This window comes from Actibacterium sp. (assembly GCF_041584535.1).
Lineage (GTDB): Bacteria > Pseudomonadota > Alphaproteobacteria > Rhodobacterales > Rhodobacteraceae > Actibacterium_D.
In genome coordinates this window covers 1-4523 of record NZ_JBFHDW010000224.1, presented here as the reverse complement: position 1 = coordinate 4523, position 4523 = coordinate 1, and the positions used below count along the sequence as shown (strand labels likewise).

The following is a 4523-nucleotide window of genomic DNA, read 5'->3' as shown; positions in this document are numbered from 1 at the left end:
CTTTTTCTTCATGAACAGCCTGTCGGGCTTTACCCTTTACGCGGTGATCTATGGCTTTGGCTATGCCGGGGTGATGACCGGGATTCTGGTCTCGGTCGCGACGCTGACCCATCCGTCGCGGCGCGCCTCGGCGATGGGGATCGTCACCATGTTCGCGTGGTTCGGCCATGCCAATGGCGGCTATCTGGGCGGGTATTTCTTTGATCGCACCGGGGATTATCAGCTGACCTTTGCCATTGCGGCCATCGCCGGGGCGCTGAACCTGATCGTGGTTGGCACGCTGTATTTCAAGACGCGCGGGCCGTCCGCCCTGCAATCGCCGGCTTAGACCGGCGGCGCCTGAAAATAGACAGGCCGGGGTTCCCCCCGGCCCGTTTTGTTTCACTCAAACCGTGACTTAATCGACGCATTCCAACAGCATCGTGCCCGCGCCAGTGTTCGAGATCGGGATATGATAATTGCTGTGCAGCAGGTTCACCTTGTCGCCCAATGCGCCGCGCATCATCATCCACATCAGGAATTCGGTGCCTTGCGCACCGGCCTTTTCAACCAGTTCCATGCGCGAGATCTTGGTCAGAGCATCGGGATCGGTGACGATTTTGTCCATGCAGTATTCATCGAACTCGCGGTTGATGAAACCGGCACGCTGGCCGTCCAGCTGGTGCGACAGGCCGCCGGTGCCCAGCACCACAACCTTGATGTCCTCGGGGTAACTTTCGACCGCCTTGCGCAGCGCCCGGCCAAAGGCCAGTGCCCGGCTAAGCGTCGGGATCGGGTGCTGCACGGTGTTCGCCGAAATCGGGATCGCCTTGGGCATGTCCGGGTTGTTGCGCAGGCCCGGCCAGAACAATTGCATCGGCACGGTAAAGCCGTGATCGACCGCCAGTTCCTGACACGAGGTGATGTCGAAATGATCGGCCACCATGCCTTCGATCACATGCCAGCTCAGTTCCGGCGCACCGGGGAACGGCGGCAACTGCGGGATGCCCCAGCCTTCGTCCTCGTTCCGGTATTCCAACGCCGCGCCAATGGCGAACGTCGGCATCTTGTCCAGAAAGAACCCAAGGCCGTGGTCGTTATAGATGTTGATCACGACATCGGGTTTTTGCTTGGCCAGCCATTCATGGACCGGCGGATAGCCGTCAAAGAACGGTTTCCAATACGGGTCTTCGAACAGGCCCTGCGCGATTGCGTTGCCCACTGCCGGAATGTGCGACGTGGTGATACCGCCAATAATCTTAGCCATGTTACCGTTTCCCCGCGTCCAGAAGTTTCTGTTTGAATTCTTCGGTGGTCATGCCGGTCTGCTGGGCGCCCACATCCTGAACCGACAGTTTGAAAATGCCGGCGAACTTGGCGAGATAGTAGATGTTGCCGCCGGCCTCGATCATGGCCAGCACGTTCTTGTCGCGGCAGGCTTGCTTTTGCTGCTCGTTCAGGCCGAATTTTTCATAATAGGCCTCGGGGTCGGCGAGGTATTCGTCGCGAGCCGCCTGGCCATTGAACGAATAGCACATCTTGTTCAGGGCATAGCCCTTCATCGCCTGTTTCCCGTCAAAGATCGTGGTGCCGGGAATGTCGGCGTGGTGGTCGAACTCACTAAATTCCATAGCGGCTCCTCCTCTCGTTTACGCCCAGTAAAGGCGCATAGGGTTGTCCACGAGCAGCTTTTGCTGCTGTTCGGGTGTTCGCGCGATTTTCGGAATGTAATCCACCAAAGCCCCGTCATCGGGCATGTGGGATTTCATGTTCGGGTGCGGCCAGTCGGTGCCCCAGAGCACGCGATCGGGAAAGCGATCGACAATGGCCTGACAGAAGGGCACCACATCGTCATAGGGCGGACCTTGCAGCGACAGGCGCTCGGGGCAGGTGACTTTGGACCAGATATTTTCGTTCTCGGCCATCAGGGTGATGAACCGCTGGAAATCGGGGTGATCGACGCCTTTCGACACATCGGGGCGGCCCATATGGTCAACCACGATGATCGTCGGCAGTTGCTTCAGGAACGGGATCAGTTCCTCCAGATCCTGCGCTTCGAAATAGACGACGATATGCCAGCCGAACTCCTTGATCTTGTCGGCGATGGTCAGAAACACCTCTTTCGGGGTGGCATCGACCAGACGTTTGACAAAGTTGAACCGGACGCCGCGCACACCAGCGGCATGCATCTCGGCGATCTCGTCGCGGGTAATATCGGCCCCGACCGAGGCAATCCCACGGGCCAGATCGCCCGCCGCGCGGCAGGCATCCATCATCGCGCGGTTGTCCTTGCCGTGACAGGTGGCCTGCACGATCACGTTGCGGCTGAAGCCCAGATAATCGCGCAGCGCGAACAGCTTGTCCTTGCCAGCGTTGCAGGGGGTGTATTTGCGTTCAGGCGCAAAGGGGAATTCCGGCGACGGACCGAAGACATGGCAATGCGCATCCACCGCGCCCATTGGCAGCTTGAAATCCGGCTTTTTCGGATTTGGGTGGAATTCCAGCCAATCGGCATCCATCACTTGCACGTCTTCAGTCATGCGAAAACCTCTCCATCCATCAATTTGCGCGCGGTTCGCAGGATCGCTGCGGATTGAACCGTGCCGGTATCGTCCAAAGTCGCCACGACCGTCATCTCGCCGGTCGGATGTTCGATGGCCAGACTGCGCTCGGCGCCATCGCCGCGCTGGGCCAGATCATAGGCGGGCGAGCCCTCCAGCAGACAGGCGGTGGCCACGCTGACCGCGCCCAGGACGCCGATGGTCTTGTGACAGCGATGCGGAATGAAGGTCCGGGTTGAAATCGCGCCGCCATTGCGGGGCGCACTGACCATGGTCATCTTCGGCACCGATTTCGCGGCGACATCACCCAGATTCATCATCGGCCCACAGGCCAGCCGGATCGCCTCCAGCCTGGCGCGCAAACCGGCATTGGCTTCCAACTCCTCGGGGCTTTCCTCGCCGGAAATCCCCATATCAGCGGCCCGCATCACCACGCAGGGCATGCCGTTGTCGATCATCGTAACGGCAACGCCCTCGACCATATCGACGGCATTGCCGGTCGGCAGCAGCGCCCCGCAGGACGACCCGGCAGTATCCTTGAACGCGATCGGCACTGGTGCCGAACTGCCCGGCACCCCATCGATCCGCGCGTCACCGGCATAGCTGACCTTGCCACCCGGCGTTGCCACCCGCGACACGGCAACCTGCCCGGTATTCTCCATATAGATCGTCACCGGCGTCACATCGCCCGAGGCCGCGACCAGCCCGCGCTCGATGGCAAAGGGGCCGACACCGGCCAGAATATTGCCGCAGTTCTGCGCGTCGGTCACGATCGGCTGGTCAACAAATACCTGCAAAAACAGGTAATCCACATCCACGCCCGCCCGGTCCGACTTTTTCACCACCGCCACTTTCGACGTCAGCGGGTCCGCCCCGCCCATCCCGTCGATCTGGCGAAGATCGGGCGATCCCATCATCCCCAGCAGGAACGCATCGCGCGCCGCCACGTCAGCGGGCAGATCCTCGGCCAGGAAATACCCGCCTTTCGAGGTCCCCCCCCGCATCCACATACAGCGCACACCGTCAGACATGATCGCGTTCCTGTTTCTTCTTCGTGTAAATATCCCGGGGGTCCGGGGGCTGGCCCCCGGCTCGGTTCTCAAAATCCGCGCCTTACGGCTCAGACGTATTTCAGACCCATCTCAGCCAGCCGCGCGCGCATCTTGTAGATGTCGAGCCCCAGCTCGCCCGCCTCAAAGCGCGCGCGTTTTTCGCCTTCGTTCGCTTCACGGGCACGGGCTTTTTCCAGCACCTCGGCCGCTTCTTCGCGGCGCACGACGCAGACGCCGTCATCATCGGCGATCACGATGTCGCCGGGGTTGACCAGCTCATCCGCACAGACCACCGGCACGTTGACCGAGCCCAGCGTCTCTTTGATCGTGCCTTGCGCATGCACGGCCTTGGACCAGACCGGAAAGCCCATCTCGGTCAGGTCGCGCACATCGCGCACCCCGGCGTCGATGATCAGCCCGCGACAGCCGCGTGCCATGGCCGAGGTGGCCAGAAGGTCACCGAAATAACCGGCATTCGACGGCGTGATCGTGCCCAGCAACAGAACGTCCCCGGCCTGAAGCTGTTCGATCGCGACATGGATCATCCAGTTGTCGCAGGGCGGCGCCAGAATGGTCACGGCCGAGCCAGCGATCCGCGCGCCCGGATAGATCGGGCGCAGGTAATCGGCCAGCAGGCCCTTGCGGCCCTGCGCCTCGTGCACGGTGGCCACGCCACAGGCGGCCAAACCGTCGATGATGTCCTGATCGGCGCGTTCGATGTTCTGAACGACGATTCCAGTGGTTCCGGGTTGATAGGTCATCAGTCCAGCTCTTCCACGGTGCGGGGGAAGACCGCCTCGAACCCTTCGGCATATTTCGCAGGCTTGCCACCGGCCTGACCGCCCGAGTTGCGGCGGAAGTGGTTGCCGCGGTTTTCAGCCACGTTCTCATAGAAATGCCACAGGTGTTCCTGACCCTGCATGCACTGAAT

At 61.2% G+C, this 4523-nt stretch carries 6 protein-coding genes; 1 reads left to right on the top strand and 5 read right to left on the bottom strand.

Annotated features, from left to right (window positions below; all coding sequences use genetic code 11):
• A partial coding sequence (locus ABYW26_RS11045) for an MFS transporter (protein WP_372604918.1) occupies positions 1 to 328 on the top strand: 328 nt, incomplete at its 5' end.
• Between the two features lie 69 nt (positions 329 to 397).
• Here the strand turns inward: ABYW26_RS11045 and ABYW26_RS11040 are convergent.
• From ABYW26_RS11040 to ligK, 5 genes are all read right to left on the bottom strand, one after another.
• The gene (locus ABYW26_RS11040; RefSeq protein ID WP_372604917.1) at positions 398 to 1246 is read right to left on the bottom strand and encodes a class III extradiol dioxygenase family protein; all 849 of its coding nucleotides are present in this window, start codon (positions 1244 to 1246) and stop codon (positions 398 to 400) included.
• Between the two features lies 1 nt (position 1247).
• Positions 1248 to 1610, bottom strand: coding sequence for a protocatechuate 4,5-dioxygenase subunit alpha (locus tag ABYW26_RS11035; RefSeq protein ID WP_372604916.1), 363 nt, complete (start codon positions 1608 to 1610; stop codon positions 1248 to 1250).
• Between the two features lie 18 nt (positions 1611 to 1628).
• Entirely contained in the window at positions 1629 to 2519 is an 891-nt protein-coding gene (locus ABYW26_RS11030) for an amidohydrolase family protein (RefSeq protein WP_372604915.1), read from the bottom strand.
• On the bottom strand, positions 2516 to 3571 hold the full coding sequence (locus ABYW26_RS11025; protein ID WP_372604914.1) for a 4-oxalomesaconate tautomerase: 1056 nt from the start codon (positions 3569 to 3571) through the stop codon (positions 2516 to 2518). The genes ABYW26_RS11030 and ABYW26_RS11025 overlap by 4 nt, the downstream gene beginning before the upstream one ends.
• Before the next feature lie 89 nt (positions 3572 to 3660).
• Complete coding sequence (gene ligK, locus ABYW26_RS11020; protein WP_372604912.1) at positions 3661 to 4353, bottom strand: 4-carboxy-4-hydroxy-2-oxoadipate aldolase/oxaloacetate decarboxylase; 693 nt, start codon at positions 4351 to 4353, stop codon at positions 3661 to 3663.
• Positions 4354 to 4523 lie beyond the last annotated feature (170 nt).

Excerpts from the sequence above, each read along its gene's own strand:
- ABYW26_RS11040 (WP_372604917.1), bottom strand. The coding sequence starts at position 1,246 with ATGGCTAAGATTATTGGCGGTATCACCACGTCGCACATTCCGGCAGTG.
- ABYW26_RS11035 (WP_372604916.1), bottom strand. The coding sequence starts at position 1,610 with ATGGAATTTAGTGAGTTCGACCACCACGCCGACATTCCCGGCACCACG.
- ABYW26_RS11030 (WP_372604915.1), bottom strand. The coding sequence starts at position 2,519 with ATGACTGAAGACGTGCAAGTGATGGATGCCGATTGGCTGGAATTCCAC.
- ABYW26_RS11025 (WP_372604914.1), bottom strand. The coding sequence starts at position 3,571 with ATGTCTGACGGTGTGCGCTGTATGTGGATGCGGGGGGGGACCTCGAAA.
- ligK (WP_372604912.1), bottom strand. The coding sequence starts at position 4,353 with ATGACCTATCAACCCGGAACCACTGGAATCGTCGTTCAGAACATCGAA.